This window comes from Mycobacterium sp. NGS34, from assembly GCF_059812845.1.
This window is the reverse complement of the sequence record NZ_JCALDM010000001.1, coordinates 952844-967153: the sequence shown is the minus strand read 5'-3', so window position 1 is coordinate 967153 and position 14310 is coordinate 952844. Positions and strand designations below refer to the sequence as shown.

The window sequence follows — 14310 nt, the reverse complement described above, 5'->3', positions numbered from 1 at the left end:
TCCATTTCGCCGGTGGCTCCGAATAACGGGTGTGGATCAGCCAGAACCCCGCTCGGTCGCGGTGATCGGCAGCGGCGTCGCCGGCCTCACCGCCGCCTACGTCCTGTCCGGGCGCGACCGGGTCACCCTGTACGAGGCCGACACTCGACTCGGCGGCCACGCGCACACCCACTACGTCGACGACGGTGACGGCCGGGTCGTCGCCGTCGACTCGGCGTTCCTGGTGCACAACGACCGGACCTACCCCACGCTGTGCCGATTGTTCACCGAGCTCGGCGTCGCGACCCAGGAGTCCGACATGTCGATGTCGGTGCGCGCCGACGACATCGGCCTCGAATACGCCGGGGCCCTTGGCATTCGGGGCCTGTTCGCCTGCCGGCAGTCGCTGCGGCCCCGCCATCTGCTGATGCTCGCCGAGATCCTCCGCTTCCACCGCGCCGCGACGCGCCTGCTGCACGACCCCGCCCAGGACGACCTGGAGACCCTGGCGGCCTTCCTGAACCGGCACCGCTTCTCCGGCCACTTCGTCGACTACTTCATCACGCCGTTGGTGGCGGCGGTGTGGTCCTGCGCCGCGGGCGACGCCCTGCACTATCCGGCCCGCTACCTGTTCGTCTTCCTCGCCCACCACGGCATGCTGTCGGTCTTCGGCTCCCCAACATGGCGGACGGTCACGGGCGGCTCGGCGAATTACGTGCGGGCCATCGCTTCTCGCCTGGATCGCGTCTGCACCGCGACGCCGGTGCACTCGCTGCGGCGGCTGACCCACGGGGTCCTGGTGCGCGCGGGCGGGCAGGCGCCACGGATCTTCGACGCCGCCGTCGTCGCGGTGCACCCCGACCAGGCGCTGCTGCTGCTCGACGGCGCCACCCCGCGGGAGCGCGCCGTCCTGGGCGCCATCGGTTACTCGACCAACCGCGCGCAGTTGCACACCGACGAGTCCGTGCTGCCCCGCCACCGCCGCGCCCGCGCCTCGTGGAACTACCTGGTGGCACCCGGAGCGGACCACGTGGTGGTCAGCTATGACATCAGCCGGCTGATGCGGCTGGACGCCAGGCGCCGCTACCTGGTCACCCTGGGCGGCCGCGACCGGGTGGACCCGGCCTCAGTGATCGCCGAGATGACCTACAGCCACCCGCTCTACACACCGGAATCCGTTGCCGCCCAAGCCAAATTGGCCAGCCTTGACGACGATCGGGTGGTGTTCGCGGGCGCCTACCACGGCTGGGGCTTCCACGAGGACGGCGCCGCGTCCGGGCTGCGCGCGGCCCGCCGGCTCGGCGCCGATTGGCCCGCCGCGGCCCGGCGCGAGGCGGTGACCACGTGCTGACGCCGGCGATCTACCGCGCCACCATCACGCATTCGCGGCGGGCACCGGTGCACCACTCCTTCGAATACCGAAGCTACAGCTGGTATGTCGACATCGACGACCTCCCCCGGCTGCCCTGGTGGCTGCGACCGTTCGCGCGATTCCATGCCGAGGACCACTTTTCGGGCGACTCGCACGGCTCGCTGCGCGCGAGGCTCGGCGCCTTCTTCGCCGACCACGGACTGCCGGCCCCCGACGGCCGCGTCACCGCCCTGCTGCAGGCCCGCGTCTTCGGCTACGTCTTCAACCCGCTGAGCGTCTTCTGGTGCCACGACCGGGACGGCCGGCTGTGCCACGTGATCGCCGAGGTACACAACACCTACGGCGAGCGCCACGCCTACCTGTTGCCGCCGGCCGATCTGCCCGTCGTGACCGCCAAGAATTTTTACGTGTCGCCCTTCAATCAGGTGGACGGCTACTACCTGGTGCAGGCGCCGAAACCGGGCGACGAGGTGGACGTCACCGTGGCGCTGCACCGGGACCGCCGCCCGGCGTGCCCGGTCTTCACCGCCGAGCTGCGCGGACGCCGCCGGCCGGCCACCGTGAGCCAGGTCGCCGTCATGCAGTTCATCGCACCGCTGGCACCGCTGACGGTGTCGGCGCGGATCCGGATACAGGGGATCAAGTTGTGGTTACGTCGAGTTCCGGTGGTACCGCGATGAGCGTCGCGGCCATTGAAAAACCCCCGGCGGCAATCGATCCGGGCCGCTGGCCCGCGGTCGCGAGCGTGCCGTCGGGCCCGCTCGCGGCGGCGTCGGGCGCCGTCGCCGGCCGGCTGCTGCGGCGCGCCGCCGCTCGCCTGCCGCTGCGCCTGGTCTATCCCGACCGCACCTTCGTCGGCGCGGCCGATCCGACGGCGCCGACCCTGTTCATCCACCGACCCGAGGCGCTGGCCCGCCGCATCGGGCGGCACGGCCTGATCGGCTTCGGCGAGTCCTACATGGCGGGCGAATGGTCGTCGAACGACCTCACCGGCGCGTTGACGGTCCTGGCCGCCTCGGTGGCCGACCTGGTGCCGGCCACCCTGCAGTGGCTGCGGCCCTTCGCTCCCGCGTTCCGGCCCGGTTGGCGGGCCCCCAGCCGGGAACGGGCCCGGCGCAACGTCGCCGAGCACTACGACCTGTCGAACGAGTTGTTCGCCGAATTCCTCGACGAGACAATGACTTACTCCTCAGCGTTGTTCGACCGGCTGCCGGCCGCGCCGGAGGACCTGGCCGCCGCGCAACGCCGCAAGATCGACCGGCTGCTCGACGCGGCCGGGGTGCGACGCGGCAGCCGCGTCCTCGAGATCGGCACCGGCTGGGGCGAGTTGTGCATCCGGGCGGCCGCCCGCGGCGCGCGCGTCCGCTCGGTCACCCTGTCGGTCGAACAGCAGCGGCTGGCGCGGCTGCGGGTCACCGCGGCGGGGCTGTCGGACCTGGTGGAGATCGAGCTGTGCGACTACCGCGACGTCACCGGCAGCTATGACGCCGTCGTCTCGGTCGAGATGATCGAGGCGGTGGGATACCGTTCGTGGCCAACGTATTTCGCCGCGGTCGAACGCCTGGTGCGGCCCGGCGGGCGCGTCGCGATCCAGGTGATCACGATGCCGCACGACCGGATGCTGGCCACCCGCAACACGCACACCTGGATCCAGAAGTACATCTTTCCCGGCGGGCTGCTGCCGTCCACGCAGGCGATCTCCGCTATCACCGGGCGGCACACGGGATTACGCACGGTCGAGGCGACCTCGCTGCGCGCGCATTACGCCGAGACGCTGCGGCTCTGGCGCGAACGGTTCGTCGCGCGGCGAGATGCGCTGGCGCGCCTGGGTTTCGACGAGGTATTCGCCCGCATGTGGGAGCTGTACCTGGCGTACTCGGAGGCCGGCTTCCGGTCGGGCTACCTTGATGTGTATCAGTGGACGTTCACCCGGGAGGGCGGCCGATGAGCGCATCGAACCTCGTCAATCTCCTGCAGGTCAGCGGCGCCTCGCTGCTGGCGCTGGCCGTCGTGCATGCGGTGGCCTTCGCCGTCGGCCGGCGAATCGGGCGCTACAACGTCGTCGACGTGGCGTGGGGCGTGGGGTTCGTCGCCATCGCCGCCGTCGCCGCCGCGCTCGGCCACGGTGACGTGACCCGGCGGTGGCTGCTGCTGGCGCTGGTGGCGATCTGGGGGCTGCGGTTGAGCTGGCACATCCAGCGCAAGACCGCCGGCAAGGGCGAGGACCCCCGCTACGCCGCCCTGCTCCGGGGCGCCACCCTCGCCCAGATCGTCCGCAAGGTCTTTGTGCTGCAAGCCCTCATCACCTGGTTCGTCTCGGTGCCGCTGCAGCTGTCGTCGGTGACCGGCCCCACGGTGGGACCGGTCAAAGCCGTCATGGCGGCGGGCATCGCGGTGTGGCTGGTCGGATTCGCATTCGAAGCCGTCGGCGATCAGCAGCTGCGGGCCTTCAAGGCCGACCCGGCGAACCGCGGCGCGGTGATGGACCGCGGCCTGTGGGCGTGGACGCGGCACCCCAACTACTTCGGCGACGCGGCGGTGTGGTGGGGATTGTGGCTGATCACCATCAACGGCTGGTTGCCTCTGGTCACGGTCGGCTCGCCGCTGCTCATGACCTACTTCCTGGTGCACGTGAGCGGCGCACGGCTGACCGAGAAGCTGATGGCCGGGCGCCCCGGCTTCGACGAATACCGGGAACGGACGGCGTATTTCTTTCCCCGGCCACCGGGATAGGGAAAGCGATGACGGGCGCTAGGCTACCGATCGATGAGCAACGAGCTGGACGCCCTGCTGCGCCAGGTCGCGCGCGGGGACGGCGCCGCCTTCGCGACGGTCTACGACCTCACCAAAGCTCGGGTGTATGGACTGGTGACGCGGGTGGTGCGTGATCCCGGCTACGGCGAAGAAACCACCCAGGAGGTCTACCTCGAGGTGTGGCGCACCGCCGCGCAGTACGACCCGGCCAAGGGTTCTCCCCTGGCCTGGCTGCTGACCATCGCGCACCGGCGGGCCGTGGACCGGGTGCGCGCCGAACAGGCCGGCAGCAACCGGGAATCCCGCTACGGTGCGGCCAGCGCGGAACCGGCCTCCGACGTCGTCGCGGACTCGGCGATCGCCGGTGACGAGCGGCGCCGGGTGACCCAATGCCTGGAGGGGTTGAGCGACGCGCAGCGGCAGTGCATCGAGCTGGCCTACTACCAGGGGCTGACGTACAGCGAGGTGTCGCAGCGGCTGGCCGCCAACCTGTCGACGATCAAATCCCGCATCCGCGACGCGCTGCGCGGCCTGCGTAACTGCCTGGACGTGCCATGACCGAACCTATTGAATTCGAGCTGCTCGAGCTGGCCACGCCGTACGCCCTGCACGCGGTGTCGGAGGCGGAGCGCGCCGAGATCGAGCGCCGGGTCGCCGCGGCGCCGTCGCCGGTGGCCCAGGCCTTCAACGACGAGGTCCGCGCCGTCCGCGAGACGATGGCGGTGGTGTCGGCGGCCACCGCGAACGAACCGCCGCCGCGCCTGCGCGCGACCACCCTGTCGGCCGTGGCGCCGGACAACGTCCGCCAGATGCCTTGGCGCAGAGCCATATTGGCTTCCGCGGCGGCGGCGGTCGTGGTGGGCGCCGCGGCGTTCGGCGCCGGCGTGCTGATGCGTCCCCCGGCCAAGCACTCGGTCGCCGAACAGGTCCTGTCGGCCCCGGACGTCCAGACGGTGTCGCGGCCGCTGGCCAACGGCACCGCGACGGTGATGTTCTCCCGCGACCGCAACGCGGCGGTGCTGGTGATGAACAACGTGCCGCCCCCCTCGCCCGGCACCGTCTATCAGATGTGGCTGATCTCGGCCAACGGCCCGACCTCGGCCGGAACGATGGACGCGGCGGCGGTGTCGCCGTCGACGAAAGACACCCTCACCAACATCGGCGCCTCCACCGAACTCGCGTTCACCGTCGAGCCCGGCAAGGGATCGCCGCAGCCGACCACCCCGATCCTCGCCGAGCTCCCACTCAGTTAGGCCTTCCTGGCGAGGCCGCCCAGGACCGCGACGAGCACCCCCGCTGCGACCAGCCCGGCGCCGGCGACCAGCGTCAGGTCGAGCCAGTCGCGCAACCCGGCCTCCGCGTGGGCGACCATCGCCTCGGCGATCTGGCGGATGTTCCCGGTGGTGCGATTGAGCGCGTCGTCGACGTGGCGGCCGCCGGCCTCGATGCCCGCCCAGCCCGCCCCGCCGACGAGCAGCGCCGAGACGCCCAGGCTCGTCAGCGCCTTGCCGCGGCGGCGCGCGGCGGCCAGCGTCAACAGCGCGCACAGGCCGCTCAGCGCCGCCGCCCCGGCGCTGATCCACGGCCCCCACGTGGCCAGCGGGCTCAGCTGCCCCGGCCGCACCGAGGACGGCATCGACACCGTCAGCGGAACCGTCAGGCTGGCCGGCACCGTCACGTGGTGGCGGGCCAGCACCTGCTGCATGGCGGCGTCCTTGAGCATCGGCGCCACGTCGATCGCCCATTGAGCAGACCCGTCGGCCGTGAACAGGTAGCGATGCGCCGCGCGGTTCGCCTCGGCGAACAGCGGCGGGAACCCCGGCCCGGCCGTGAAGGCGGCGGCCACGCCGTGCACCTCCGCGCCGTCCACGGGGTAACGCCCCCCGCCGTGCGCCGCGATCAGCGCCATGGCCCGGGTGGTGAGCTCGGCCGCCATGGCCGACTGCAGGGCGGGATCGCCGGCCGCGCGCTGCGCCAGCGCGGCGTAGCCGTCCTCGCTGACGAGGTTGCGCTGCGCCCAGGACGCCGGGATCGCGACGGCCAGGGCGAGCGTGGCGGCCAGCCACAGCACCAGGGTCGCGGCGAATCGCACGCCCTAGAACCTACTGAATCCCCCGCACGTAGGCGGCCTGCCCGAGGTGCTGGGCGCAGTCGTCGATGATGCTGACCAGCCGCGCGCTGGCCGTCACCGGCGGGTCCCAGTTGGTGTCGACGACGCGGGACAGCTCGTCGGCGGTGACGCTGGCGATGTATTCGAGGGTCAGCTTGTGCACGGCGTGGTAGTAGCCGGAAAGCAGCTCGGCAGGCGCCTTGACCTTCGCCACCTCGTCGGGGCCGTGGCCGTAGCCGGTGTCGTTGCGCGGCAGGTCAAGCCCGAAGCGGTCCACCCAGCCGTCGCGGGTCCACACCTGCTCGACGCCGGCCACGTGGGCGAGCTGGATGTCCTGCACCCGCGCGCTGTGCCAGATCAGCCAGGCGATGCTGTTGGCGTTCGGCGTCGGGCGGTAGTCGGACACCTCGTCGGTCAGCCCGTCGGCGATCTCGTCGACGTGCTCGATCAACCGGGTGAACGCGTCGCGAAGCAACTCTCGTGTGGCGGCGTCACTTTCAGCTCCCATGCGGCCGACCCTACGCGCCGTGCCAGACCGCCTCGACGTTGTTGCCATCGGGGTCGCGCACGAAGGCGCCGAAATAGCCCGGGTGATATTCCGGCCACAGCCGCGGCTCGTGCAACGACTCGGCGCCGCGTTCCACCGCCGCCCGGTGGAAGGCGCGCACCGCGTCCTCGTCGGCGGCCTCGAAGGCCACGTGGACCTCGCGATTGGGGCCCATGCCCGCCCCTTCCGCGATCCAGAACGACGGCTTGCCGTCCCGGCCGTACCCGATCGCCGGGCCGACGTCCATCTGCCGCGAGAACCCGAGCACTGCCAGCACGTGGTCGTAAAAATCCTGCGATTTCAAATAATCGGCGCAATTGATTCCGAAGTGATCGATCACGGAAGAGATCCTGGCACGACGCACCGACCCGGTCGTAGATTATTTAGATGACCTACGACCTGATCATCCGCAATGGCACCATCGTCGACGGGCTGGGCGGTGACCCGTACGTCGGCGACGTGGCGGTGCGCGACGGCGTGATCGCGTCGGTCGGGTCCGTGAACGGGGACGGCGCGACGCGGGAGATCGACGCCACCGGCCTGCTGGTCACGCCCGGCTTCGTCGACCTGCACACCCACTACGACGGCCAGTCCATCTGGTCGGAGCGGCTGACGCCGTCGTCGGCGCACGGGGTGACCACCGTCGTGATGGGCAACTGCGGGGTCGGCTTCGCACCGTGCCGCCGGGCGGACCACGACGTGCTCGTCGACGTGATGGCCGGGGTCGAGGACATTCCCGGCGTCGTCATGACCGACGGCCTGCCGTGGAACTGGGAGACCTTCCCCGAGTACATGGACGCGCTGGACGCGGGCAAGCGCGATATCGACGTCGCCGCCTACCTGCCGCACTCCCCGCTGCGGGTCTACGTGATGGGTCAGCGCGGCGCCGACCGCGAGCCGGCCACCGCCGAGGACCTCGCCAAGATGCGGGCGCTGGCCAAGGAGGCGATCGAGGTCGGCGCGCTGGGCTTCGCGTCGTCGCGGCTGACCATCCACAAGACCGAAAGCGGTTCGCCCATACCGAGTTACGACGCCGCCCGCGAGGAGATCGAAGAGATCGCGCGGGGTGTGGTCGACGGCGGCGGCGGGCTGCTCCAGTTCGTGCCGGACATCCCGGCCGGCGGCTATCAGCCGGTGCTGCAGACGGTGTTCGACGTGGCCGAGGACGTCGGGCTGCCGGTCACCTTCACGCTGGTCGTCGCCAACGCCGGCGACCCGACGTGGCCGGACGCCATCACCATGATCGAGAAGGCCAATTCACGGGTGGGCGGCGACGAGCCCCAGGTGACCGCGCAGCTGCTGCCGCGCCCGATCGGGCTGATCATCGGGCTGCAACTGTCGGCCAACCCGTTCGTGCTCTACCCCAGCTACCGCGAGATCGCGCACCTGCCGCTGGCCGAGCGGGTCGCCGAGATGCGCAAGCCGGAGGTCCGGGCCCGCATCCTGGCCGACAAGCCCGGCGTCGGTCACCCGATTCTGTACGTGGCCCAGATGTGGGACTGGATCTTCCCGCTGACCGACGACCCCGACTACGAGCCCGACCCGTCGACCAGCGTCGGGGCCCGCGCCCGGGCCCGCGGGGTGGACCCGATGGAGGAGGCCTACGACCGGCTGCTCGACGACGACGGCCGGGCCATGCTGCTGGTCGCGACCAGCAACCTGCAGGGCAACACGCTGGACACCGTCGGTGAGCTGCTGCACCGCGACGACGTGGTGCTGGGGCTCGGCGACGGCGGCGCGCACTACGGGATGATCTGCGACGCCAGCTACACGACGTACTTCCTGGCCCACTGGGCGCGCGATCGCAAGTCCGGGCGGTTCACCGTGCCGGAGGCCGTGCGCGAGCTGACCTCCGTGCCGGCCCGCGTCGCCGGGCTGGGCGATCGTGGCCGCATCGCCGTCGGCTACAAGGCTGACCTCAACGTCATCGATCACGCCGCCCTGCGGCTGCACAAGCCGGTAATCCGGCGCGACCTACCCGCCGGGGGCCGAAGACTGGACCAGACCGCCGAAGGATATGTGACAACGATCGTTTCCGGTGAAATAATTGCCGAAAATGGCGTTCCGACCGCCGCGCGGCCAGGGAAGTTGGTCCGGGGCCGAAAGCCTATTCCGGTACCTGGTCGATAACGCCACGAAGGGCCCCCCATCCCGGTTAAGTTGGGTTAGTGACAAGCCCGCATTTTGCGTGGTTGCCGCCAGAAATCAACTCGGCACTTATCTTCGCCGGTCCCGGGGCGGCGCCGCTGCTCGCTGCGGCCGCCGCATGGGATGGGTTGGCCGAGGATCTGGCGTCGTCGGCTTCGTCATTCTTTTCGGTAACAAACGATCTGGCCAACGGTTCGTGGCAGGGCGCGTCGGCCGCCGCCATGATGACCGTGGCGACGCAGTATGTGAGCTGGCTGAGCGCGGCGGCGGCGCAGGCCGAGGCCGCATCGAGCCAGGCCGCGGCCATCGCGGCCGCGTTCGAGACGGCGGTGGCGGCCACCGTGCAGCCCGCGGTGGTCGCGGCCAACCGCTCCCTGGTGAAGGCCCTGGCGTCCACGAACTGGTTCGGGTTCAACATCCCGGCGATCATGGACACCGAGGCGGCCTACGAGGCGATGTGGGCGGCGGACGTGGCCGCGATGTTCGGCTACCACGCGGACGCGTCCTCGGCGGTCGCACAATTGGCGCCCTGGCAGCAGGTTCTGCAGAAGCTCGGTTTCAGCTTCGCCAACGGCCGAATGAGTTTCGGTCCCATAAGTATGGGCAATTCGAACATCGGTTTCGGAAACAGCGGCAGCCTGAATGTCGGCTCCGGAAATTCGGGCAACAACAACTTCGGTCTCGGCAACCTCGGAAATAACAACTTCGGCTTCGGCAACAGCGGCAGCAACGACTTCGGGATCGGGCTGACCGGGAGCAATCAGATCGGCTTCGGCGGCTTCAACTCGGGCAGTGGCAACATCGGGTTGTTCAACTCCGGCACCGGCAACATCGGCTTTTTCAACTCCGGTAGCGGAAACTTGGGCATCGGGAACTCGGGCGTCTCGAATACCGGTTTCCTGAATTCGGGTTCGGTCAATGCCGGCATTTTGAACACCGGGACCGCCAACACCGGCCTCTTCCAAGGGGAAGGGCTGAGCAGCGCGGAAGCGGTCAACTCCAGCCACTACATGACGGGCGGCGTCAGCGCGGCCAACCTCAGCTCGGGGCTGCTCAACTCGGTCAGCGCGTCGACCGGCAGCCTGGGTCCGGCAGCGGCCGGATCGAGCCTGCTCAGCAACGCCGGCTTCGCCGCGCCGGCCGACGCCTCCGCCCTCGCCAGCGGCCTCGAAGCGGGCCACGCGAATTCCGGGGTCAGCGCGGCGGGTGGCCCCACCCCCACCCCGCCGGCCCTGCGGACCACGACGGGCGCCCCGTCGGGCTTCTTCGCGGCCGGCAACGGCGACCCCGGCGTCCGCAGCCTGCCGGCCCGCGAGTCGAACATCCCCAACTCCGGTTTCTTCAACAAGGCCGAGCGCGGCCCCGACGCTCCCGCCCCCGAGACCAGGGAGCCGCTGCTAACCGACTAGCGGCCTATCCTCGAAGCCATGCGCACGAAGAAAAAGGTCGACGTCGAGCGGCTGGCGGCGGCGCTCAGCGACTTCCCGTTCGCGTACCTGATCACCGTCGGCGAGGACTACCGCGCGCACACCGTGACCGTCGAGCCGCGGCTGCGTGACGGCGCGGTCCTCGACGTCGGGCTCATCGGCGGCCGCACCCGCGAAAACCTCGCCCACCGCCGCGACGTCACCCTGCTTTGGCCCCCGCGCGAGCCCGGGGGCTACTCGCTGATCGTCGACGGCAGCGCCGAGGTGACCGAATCGGCCGACGACACGGTCCGCCTGGGCGTGGTGCCCGAGCGCGCGCTGCTGCACCGCGAGGCCGACTCCCCCAGCGCGGCGAAAGGCTGCCTGCACGACTGCGTGGTGTTCTCGCTGCCGGCCTGAGTTTCGGCGCCGAACGTGAAGCTGGCCGCACGCTCGGCGTCGAATGTGCGGCTGGCCGCACGCTCGACGAACGAGGACACTCACCGAGCGCACGAAAAAGCCCGGCCCCCATAGGGAACCGGGCTTTTTCGTAGTGCGGACCTAGAAGTCCATGCCGCCCATGCCACCGGTCGGGTCGCCCGCGGGAGCGGCCGCCTTCTCCGGCTTGTCGGCCACGACGGCCTCGGTCGTCAGGAACAGCCCCGCGATGGACGCCGCGTTCTGCAGCGCCGAACGGGTCACCTTCACCGGGTCGGCAACGCCGGCCTTGAGCAGGTCCTCGTACTCACCGGTCGCGGCGTTCAGCCCGGTACCGGCCTTCGAGTTGCGGACCTTCTCGGCGACAACGCCGGGCTCCAGCCCGGAGTTGAAGGCGATCTGCTTCAGCGGAGCTTCCAGCGCCACCTTGACGATGTTGGCGCCGGTGGCCTCGTCACCCTTGAGCTTCAGCTCGTCCAGGACGGGTGCCGACTGCAGCAGGGCCACGCCGCCACCGGCGACGATGCCCTCCTCGACGGCCGCCTTGGCGTTGCGGACCGCGTCCTCGATGCGGTGCTTGCGCTCCTTGAGCTCCACCTCGGTGGCGGCGCCGGCCTTGATCACCGCAACACCGCCGGCCAGCTTGGCCAGGCGCTCCTGCAGCTTCTCGCGGTCGTAGTCGGAGTCGCTGTTCTCGATCTCGGTGCGGATCTGGGCCACCCGGCCGGCGATGGCGTCGGGGTCACCGGCGCCCTCGACGATGGTGGTCTCGTCCTTGGTGATGACCACCTTGCGGGCCTTGCCCAGCAGCGAGATGTCGGCGGTCTCGAGCGACAGGCCGACCTCTTCGCTGATGACCTGACCACCGGTGAGGATGGCCATGTCCTGCAGCATCGCCTTGCGGCGGTCACCGAAGCCGGGGGCCTTGACGGCCACCGACTTGAAGGTGCCGCGGATCTTGTTGACGACCAGGGTGCTCAGGGCCTCGCCCTCGACGTCCTCGGCGATGATCAGCAGCGGCTTGCCGCCCTGGATGACCTTCTCCAGCAGCGGCAGCAGGTCCTTGACGGTCGACACCTTGGAGCTGACCAGCAGGATGTAGGGGTCCTCCAGGACCGCTTCCTGACGCTCGGCGTCGGTGACGAAGTAGCCCGAGATGTAGCCCTTGTCGAACCGCATGCCCTCGGTGAGCTCGAGCTGCAGGCCGAAGGTGTTGGACTCCTCGACGGTGATGACGCCCTCGTTGCCGACCTTGTCCATCGCCTCGGCGATCAGGTCGCCGATCGACTGGTCGCCCGCGGAGATGGCCGCGGTGGCCGCGATCTGCTCCTTGGTCTCCACGTCCTTGGCCGACTTGAGCAGCGTCTCGGTGATCTTCTCGACGGCCTTCTCGATGCCGCGCTTGAGGCCGAGCGGGTTGGCGCCGGCGGCGACGTTGCGCAGGCCCTCTTTGACGAGCGCCTGGGCCAGCACCGTGGCCGTCGTCGTGCCGTCACCGGCGACGTCGTCGGTCTTCTTGGCGACTTCCTTGACCAGCTCGGCGCCGATCTTCTCGTACGGGTCCTCCAGTTCGATCTCCTTGGCGATGGACACGCCATCGTTGGTGATCGTGGGGGCACCCCACTTCTTCTCCAGGACGACGTTGCGGCCCTTGGGGCCCAACGTCACCTTTACCGCGTCGGCGAGGGCGTTCAGGCCCCGCTCGAGACCGCGCCGGGCCTCTTCGTCGTACGCAATTGTCTTGGCCATTGCGAAGTGATTCCTCCGAATTTATGGGGTGACACTCAGGGCGGCCGCTTGTCGGGTCGCCCCATTTACGCTGTGGCCGGGTGCAGTGCCCGCGACGGACGACCAAGCTGGCCTCACCGTCCCGACCTAGCACTCGCCAGTCGCGAGTGCCAAGTCATTCTTAGCACTCGCCTATGCCGAGTGCAAGAACGGCCCGGGGTTATCGCTGCGCGCGTAAACCGTCGACGACGACGTCGGTCACCCGCTCGGCCAGCGCCGAGTCATAGGCCTCCATCGCCTGGCATCCGACCAGGATCGTCTTCACTTCCCGCACGCCGAGGTCGGCCCGCGCGGTGCCGGCTCGCTGCGCGGCCCGCAAGAGCTCGTCGAGCACGGCCAGGAAGGCGTCCTCGGCGTCGGGCGCCGCGCCGGCGATGTCCATGCCCCATCCGGCCAGCGCGTCGACCAGACCCCGGTCCGCCGCGCCCCACTGCAGCACCATCGAGCGCAGGAAGACGAAGAGCGCTTCGGCCGGCCCCGCGGACTCCAGCAGGGCGCGCCCGTCATCGATGAGGCGACGCATCCGGTCCTCGATCACGGCCCGGAACAGCGCCTCCTTGGTGGGGAAGTGTCGATAGACGGTGCCGGCCCCGACGCCGGCGCGCCGGGCTATCTCGTCGATCGGCACCGACAGGCCCTCGGCCGCGAACGTCTCGTAGGCGACGTCCAGCACCCGCGCGCGGTTGCGCGCCGCGTCGGCCCGCAGCGGCCGTGCGGGTTGCGCCAACTGTTCACCACCTCGAGGTTGACAAAGCGGGGCGTGCGTTCCGTATAGTCTGGAGGCAACCGGAGCGCTCGCCCCGTTTACCTTACTAGCTCAGGAGCTTCCCATGGCCAAGTGGACCGCATCGGACATTCCCGACCAGACCGACAGGGTCGCCGTCATCACCGGGGCCAACACCGGCCTCGGTTACGAGACCGCCCTGGCGCTCGCCGACCACGGCGCCCACGTCGTGCTCGCGGTGCGCAACCTGGAGAAGGGCAAGGACGCCGCGGCCCGGATCGCCGCCAGGAGCCCGCAGGCCGACGTCGCGCTGCAGGAGCTGGACCTGACGTCGCTGGACTCGGTCCGCGCCGCGGCCGAGCAGCTGCGCTCCGCGCACGACCGCATCGACCTGCTGATCAACAACGCCGGCGTCATGTACACGCCGAAGGAAACCACCAAAGACGGCTTCGAGATGCAGTTCGGCACCAACCACCTCGGCCACTTCGCGCTCACCGGCCTGCTGCTGGACCGGCTGCTGCCGGTGGCCGGTTCACGGGTCGTGACGGTCAGCAGCATGGGCCACCGCATCCTGGCCGACATCCACTTCGACGACCTGCAGTGGGAGCGCGGCTACAACCGCGTGGCGGCCTACGGGCAGGCCAAGCTCGCCAACCTGCTCTTCACCTACGAGCTGCAGCGGCGGCTCGCGCCACACGGGACGACGATCGCCGCCGCGGCCCACCCCGGCGGGTCGAACACCGAGCTGGGCCGCTACACACCCGCGGCGTTCCGGCCGCTCGTCAACGTGTTCTTCAACGTGATTGCGCAGGACGCCGCCATGGGCGCTCTTCCCACGCTGCGCGCGGCCACGGACCCCGGCGTGCTCGGCGGCCAGTACTACGGCCCGGACGGCTTCGCCGAGACGCGCGGCTACCCGAAAATCGTTGCGTCCAGCAAGAAGTCGCACAACGTCGACGCGCAGCGGCGGCTGTGGGCGGTCTCCGAGGAGCTCACCGGGGTCGTCTATCCGTTCGACTGACCGGCGCGCGGGGGCACACTGGA

General features: G+C 70.1%; 15 protein-coding genes. 10 read left to right on the top strand and 5 right to left on the bottom strand.

Translation table 11 applies throughout. The features are described from left to right. The first annotated feature begins 31 nt into the window (after positions 1 to 31). From AC5Y7V_RS04695 to AC5Y7V_RS04670, 6 genes are read left to right on the top strand one after another with little or no spacing between them, the layout of a single operon-like run. A complete protein-coding gene (locus AC5Y7V_RS04695; protein ID WP_499878850.1) occupies positions 32 to 1330 on the top strand; it encodes an NAD(P)/FAD-dependent oxidoreductase in 1299 nt (432 codons plus the stop codon). Further along, entirely contained in the window at positions 1324 to 2031 is a 708-nt protein-coding gene (locus AC5Y7V_RS04690) for a DUF1365 domain-containing protein (RefSeq protein WP_499878849.1), read from the top strand. Before AC5Y7V_RS04695 ends, AC5Y7V_RS04690 begins: the two co-directional genes overlap by 7 nt. Continuing rightward, positions 2028 to 3299 (top strand): class I SAM-dependent methyltransferase, encoded by a 1272-nt coding sequence (locus tag AC5Y7V_RS04685; RefSeq protein WP_499878848.1) that lies wholly within the window; start codon positions 2028 to 2030, stop codon positions 3297 to 3299. The genes AC5Y7V_RS04690 and AC5Y7V_RS04685 overlap by 4 nt, the downstream gene beginning before the upstream one ends. Then, positions 3296 to 4084 carry a DUF1295 domain-containing protein gene (locus AC5Y7V_RS04680; RefSeq protein WP_499878847.1) on the top strand — a complete coding sequence of 263 codons (789 nt, stop codon included), beginning with the start codon at positions 3296 to 3298 and terminating at the stop codon, positions 4082 to 4084. The genes AC5Y7V_RS04685 and AC5Y7V_RS04680 overlap by 4 nt, the downstream gene beginning before the upstream one ends. A 33-nt stretch (positions 4085 to 4117) precedes the next feature. Next, positions 4118 to 4663 (top strand): sigma-70 family RNA polymerase sigma factor, encoded by a 546-nt coding sequence (locus AC5Y7V_RS04675; protein ID WP_499878846.1) that lies wholly within the window; start codon positions 4118 to 4120, stop codon positions 4661 to 4663. Continuing rightward, complete coding sequence (locus AC5Y7V_RS04670; RefSeq protein ID WP_499878845.1) at positions 4660 to 5358, top strand: anti-sigma factor; 699 nt, start codon at positions 4660 to 4662, stop codon at positions 5356 to 5358. The genes AC5Y7V_RS04675 and AC5Y7V_RS04670 overlap by 4 nt, the downstream gene beginning before the upstream one ends. Here the strand turns inward: AC5Y7V_RS04670 and AC5Y7V_RS04665 are convergent. From AC5Y7V_RS04665 to AC5Y7V_RS04655, 3 genes are read right to left on the bottom strand one after another with little or no spacing between them, the layout of a single operon-like run. Continuing rightward, complete coding sequence (locus AC5Y7V_RS04665; RefSeq protein ID WP_499878844.1) at positions 5355 to 6197, bottom strand: hypothetical protein; 843 nt, start codon at positions 6195 to 6197, stop codon at positions 5355 to 5357. The genes AC5Y7V_RS04670 and AC5Y7V_RS04665 overlap by 4 nt on opposite strands. Positions 6198 to 6207: 10 nt before the next feature. Beyond that, positions 6208 to 6723 carry a mycothiol transferase gene (locus AC5Y7V_RS04660; RefSeq protein ID WP_499878843.1) on the bottom strand — a complete coding sequence of 172 codons (516 nt, stop codon included), beginning with the start codon at positions 6721 to 6723 and terminating at the stop codon, positions 6208 to 6210. A gap of 10 nt (positions 6724 to 6733) precedes the next feature. Next, positions 6734 to 7102, bottom strand: coding sequence for a VOC family protein (locus AC5Y7V_RS04655; RefSeq protein WP_499878842.1), 369 nt, complete (start codon positions 7100 to 7102; stop codon positions 6734 to 6736). 47 nt (positions 7103 to 7149) lie between these two features. Between AC5Y7V_RS04655 and AC5Y7V_RS04650 the strand changes: the two genes are divergently transcribed. Genes AC5Y7V_RS04650 through AC5Y7V_RS04640 form a run of 3 tightly spaced genes read left to right on the top strand, consistent with a single transcriptional unit; the run spans position 7150 to position 10736 of the window. Continuing rightward, positions 7150 to 8892 (top strand): N-acyl-D-amino-acid deacylase family protein, encoded by a 1743-nt coding sequence (locus tag AC5Y7V_RS04650; RefSeq protein WP_499878841.1) that lies wholly within the window; start codon positions 7150 to 7152, stop codon positions 8890 to 8892. A 38-nt stretch (positions 8893 to 8930) separates the two neighbouring features. After that, on the top strand, positions 8931 to 10319 hold the full coding sequence (locus AC5Y7V_RS04645; protein ID WP_499878840.1) for a PPE family protein: 1389 nt from the start codon (positions 8931 to 8933) through the stop codon (positions 10317 to 10319). Between the two features lie 18 nt (positions 10320 to 10337). Continuing rightward, positions 10338 to 10736: a pyridoxamine 5'-phosphate oxidase family protein gene (locus AC5Y7V_RS04640; RefSeq protein ID WP_499878839.1), complete on the top strand. Its 399-nt coding sequence runs from the start codon at positions 10338 to 10340 to the stop codon at positions 10734 to 10736. Between the two features lie 141 nt (positions 10737 to 10877). Here AC5Y7V_RS04640 and groL read toward each other — a convergent pair whose 3' ends face one another. After that, entirely contained in the window at positions 10878 to 12503 is a 1626-nt protein-coding gene (gene groL / locus AC5Y7V_RS04635) for a chaperonin GroEL (protein ID WP_499878838.1), read from the bottom strand. A gap of 199 nt (positions 12504 to 12702) precedes the next feature. Continuing rightward, positions 12703 to 13269, bottom strand: coding sequence for a TetR/AcrR family transcriptional regulator (locus tag AC5Y7V_RS04630; RefSeq protein WP_499878837.1), 567 nt, complete (start codon positions 13267 to 13269; stop codon positions 12703 to 12705). Between the two features lie 103 nt (positions 13270 to 13372). Between AC5Y7V_RS04630 and AC5Y7V_RS04625 the strand changes: the two genes are divergently transcribed. Then, on the top strand, positions 13373 to 14287 hold the full coding sequence (locus AC5Y7V_RS04625; protein WP_499878836.1) for an SDR family NAD(P)-dependent oxidoreductase: 915 nt from the start codon (positions 13373 to 13375) through the stop codon (positions 14285 to 14287). The last annotated feature ends 23 nt before the right edge of the window (positions 14288 to 14310 follow it).

What these genes read in the sequence shown, in the direction of transcription:
- AC5Y7V_RS04685 (WP_499878848.1), top strand. Translation starts at nt 2,028, where the DNA reads ATGAGCGTCGCGGCCATTGAAAAACCCCCGGCGGCAATCGATCCGGGC.
- AC5Y7V_RS04680 (WP_499878847.1), top strand. Translation starts at nt 3,296, where the DNA reads ATGAGCGCATCGAACCTCGTCAATCTCCTGCAGGTCAGCGGCGCCTCG.
- AC5Y7V_RS04675 (WP_499878846.1), top strand. Translation starts at nt 4,118, where the DNA reads ATGAGCAACGAGCTGGACGCCCTGCTGCGCCAGGTCGCGCGCGGGGAC.
- AC5Y7V_RS04670 (WP_499878845.1), top strand. Translation starts at nt 4,660, where the DNA reads ATGACCGAACCTATTGAATTCGAGCTGCTCGAGCTGGCCACGCCGTAC.
- AC5Y7V_RS04660 (WP_499878843.1), bottom strand. Translation starts at nt 6,723, where the DNA reads ATGGGAGCTGAAAGTGACGCCGCCACACGAGAGTTGCTTCGCGACGCG.
- AC5Y7V_RS04650 (WP_499878841.1), top strand. Translation starts at nt 7,150, where the DNA reads ATGACCTACGACCTGATCATCCGCAATGGCACCATCGTCGACGGGCTG.
- AC5Y7V_RS04640 (WP_499878839.1), top strand. Translation starts at nt 10,338, where the DNA reads ATGCGCACGAAGAAAAAGGTCGACGTCGAGCGGCTGGCGGCGGCGCTC.
- groL (WP_499878838.1), bottom strand. Translation starts at nt 12,503, where the DNA reads ATGGCCAAGACAATTGCGTACGACGAAGAGGCCCGGCGCGGTCTCGAG.
- AC5Y7V_RS04625 (WP_499878836.1), top strand. Translation starts at nt 13,373, where the DNA reads ATGGCCAAGTGGACCGCATCGGACATTCCCGACCAGACCGACAGGGTC.